Source organism: Pseudomonas cedrina subsp. cedrina, assembly GCF_001983175.1.
Classification (GTDB): domain Bacteria; phylum Pseudomonadota; class Gammaproteobacteria; order Pseudomonadales; family Pseudomonadaceae; genus Aquipseudomonas; species Aquipseudomonas cedrina.
The window spans coordinates 1-3,361 of sequence record NZ_MNPW01000034.1 but is presented as its reverse complement, the minus strand read 5'-3'; the positions used below and the strand labels follow the sequence as shown (position 1 = coordinate 3,361).

General features: G+C 50.8%; 2 rRNA genes. Both read right to left on the bottom strand.

What is annotated here, in order from left to right:
• Positions 1-9: 9 nt before the first annotated feature.
• Positions 10-125, bottom strand: a 5S ribosomal RNA gene (gene rrf / locus BLL36_RS29835).
• Positions 126-282: 157 nt separating this feature from the next.
• Positions 283-3,174 (bottom strand): 23S ribosomal RNA (locus BLL36_RS29830).
• Positions 3,175-3,361 lie beyond the last annotated feature (187 nt).

Sequence of the window (3,361 nt, the reverse complement as noted above, 5' to 3'; positions counted from 1 at the left end):
GGAATTTAATCTTGACGATGACCTACTCTCACATGGGGAAACCCCACACTACCATCGGCGATGCATCGTTTCACTACTGAGTTCGGGATGGGATCAGGTGGTTCCAATGCTCTATGGTCGTCAAGAAATTCGGGTACTGAGTCGTGACCAGATGGCCTCGCTTCAGCAAATTGGGTATGTGACAGCTGTCGGTGTTTTGTGAGCGTCGAACTTTCGGTTCATCTCGTCTTCACACACCGCAATCTGATGCTCGTTAGAGAAGTCAAATTGCTTGGGTGTTATATGGTCAAGCCTCACGGGCAATTAGTATTGGTTAGCTCAACGCCTCACAGCGCTTACACACCCAACCTATCAACGTCGTAGTCTTCGACGGCCCTTCAGGGAACTCAAGGTTCCAGTGAGATCTCATCTTGAGGCTAGTTTCCCGCTTAGATGCTTTCAGCGGTTATCTATTCCGAACATAGCTACCCGGCAATGCCACTGGCGTGACAACCGGAACACCAGAGGTTCGTCCACTCCGGTCCTCTCGTACTAGGAGCAGCCCCTCTCAAATCTCAAACGTCCACGGCAGATAGGGACCGAACTGTCTCACGACGTTCTAAACCCAGCTCGCGTACCACTTTAAATGGCGAACAGCCATACCCTTGGGACCGGCTTCAGCCCCAGGATGTGATGAGCCGACATCGAGGTGCCAAACACCGCCGTCGATATGAACTCTTGGGCGGTATCAGCCTGTTATCCCCGGAGTACCTTTTATCCGTTGAGCGATGGCCCTTCCATACAGAACCACCGGATCACTAAGACCTACTTTCGTACCTGCTCGACGTGTCTGTCTCGCAGTCAAGCGCGCTTTTGCCTTTATACTCTACGACCGATTTCCGACCGGTCTGAGCGCACCTTCGTACTCCTCCGTTACTCTTTAGGAGGAGACCGCCCCAGTCAAACTACCCACCATACACTGTCCTCGATCCGGATAACGGACCTGAGTTAGAACCTCAAAGTTGCCAGGGTGGTATTTCAAGGTTGGCTCCACGCGAACTGGCGTCCACGCTTCAAAGCCTCCCACCTATCCTACACAAGCAAATTCAAAGTCCAGTGCAAAGCTATAGTAAAGGTTCACGGGGTCTTTCCGTCTAGCCGCGGATACACTGCATCTTCACAGCGATTTCAATTTCACTGAGTCTCGGGTGGAGACAGCGCCGCCATCGTTACGCCATTCGTGCAGGTCGGAACTTACCCGACAAGGAATTTCGCTACCTTAGGACCGTTATAGTTACGGCCGCCGTTTACCGGGGCTTCGATCAAGAGCTTCGCGTTAGCTAACCCCATCAATTAACCTTCCGGCACCGGGCAGGCGTCACACCCTATACGTCCACTTTCGTGTTTGCAGAGTGCTGTGTTTTTAATAAACAGTCGCAGCGGCCTGGTATCTTCGACCGGCATGAGCTTACGGAGCAAGTCCTTCACCCTCACCGGCGCACCTTCTCCCGAAGTTACGGTGCCATTTTGCCTAGTTCCTTCACCCGAGTTCTCTCAAGCGCCTTGGTATTCTCTACCCAACCACCTGTGTCGGTTTGGGGTACGGTTCCTGGTTACCTGAAGCTTAGAAGCTTTTCTTGGAAGCATGGCATCAACCACTTCGTCGTCTAAAAGACGACTCGTCATCAGCTCTCGGCCTTAAGATCCCGGATTTACCTAAGATCTCAGCCTACCACCTTAAACTTGGACAACCAACGCCAAGCTGGCCTAGCCTTCTCCGTCCCTCCATCGCAATAACCAGAAGTACAGGAATATTAACCTGTTTTCCATCGACTACGCTTTTCAGCCTCGCCTTAGGGACCGACTAACCCTGCGTCGATTAACGTTGCGCAGGAAACCTTGGTCTTTCGGCGTGGGTGTTTTTCACACCCATTGTCGTTACTCATGTCAGCATTCGCACTTCTGATACCTCCAGCAAGCTTCTCAACTCACCTTCACAGGCTTACAGAACGCTCCTCTACCGCATCACTTACGTGATACCCGTAGCTTCGGTGTATGGTTTGAGCCCCGTTACATCTTCCGCGCAGGCCGACTCGACTAGTGAGCTATTACGCTTTCTTTAAAGGGTGGCTGCTTCTAAGCCAACCTCCTAGCTGTCTAAGCCTTCCCACATCGTTTCCCACTTAACCATAACTTTGGGACCTTAGCTGACGGTCTGGGTTGTTTCCCTTTTCACGACGGACGTTAGCACCCGCCGTGTGTCTCCCATGCTCGGCACTTGTAGGTATTCGGAGTTTGCATCGGTTTGGTAAGTCGGGATGACCCCCTAGCCGAAACAGTGCTCTACCCCCTACAGTGATACATGAGGCGCTACCTAAATAGCTTTCGAGGAGAACCAGCTATCTCCGAGCTTGATTAGCCTTTCACTCCGATCCACAGGTCATCCGCTAACTTTTCAACGGTAGTCGGTTCGGTCCTCCAGTTAGTGTTACCCAACCTTCAACCTGCCCATGGATAGATCGCCCGGTTTCGGGTCTATTCCCAGCGACTAGACGCCCTATTAAGACTCGCTTTCGCTACGCCTCCCCTATTCGGTTAAGCTCGCCACTGAAAATAAGTCGCTGACCCATTATACAAAAGGTACGCAGTCACCCAACAAAGTGGGCTCCCACTGCTTGTACGCATACGGTTTCAGGATCTATTTCACTCCCCTCTCCGGGGTTCTTTTCGCCTTTCCCTCACGGTACTAGTTCACTATCGGTCAGTCAGTAGTATTTAGCCTTGGAGGATGGTCCCCCCATATTCAGACAAAGTTTCTCGTGCTCCGTCCTACTCGATTTCATGACTAAGAGATTTTCGCGTACAGGGCTATCACCCACTATGGCCGCACTTTCCAGAGCGTTCCGCTAATCTCAAAGCCACTTAAGGGCTAGTCCCCGTTCGCTCGCCACTACTAAGGGAATCTCGGTTGATTTCTTTTCCTCAGGGTACTTAGATGTTTCAGTTCCCCTGGTTCGCTCCATACACCTATGTATTCAGTGTAAGGTAACCATCTTATGATGGCTGGGTTCCCCCATTCAGACATCTCCGGATCAAAGTCTGTTTGCCGACTCCCCGAAGCTTTTCGCAGGCTACCACGTCTTTCATCGCCTCTGACTGCCAAGGCATCCACCGTATGCGCTTCTTCACTTGACCATATAACCCCAAGCAATCTGGTTATACTGTGAAGACAACATTCGCCGAAAATTCGAATTTCTCGTTTAAGAGAACTCACAAATTTTACCTTAGCCTGAGCCGTTACCAGTGAAAGTAACGTTCAGTCTATCTTTCTATCACATACCCAAATTTTTAAAGAACGATCTAATCAAAGACTAGAAATCAA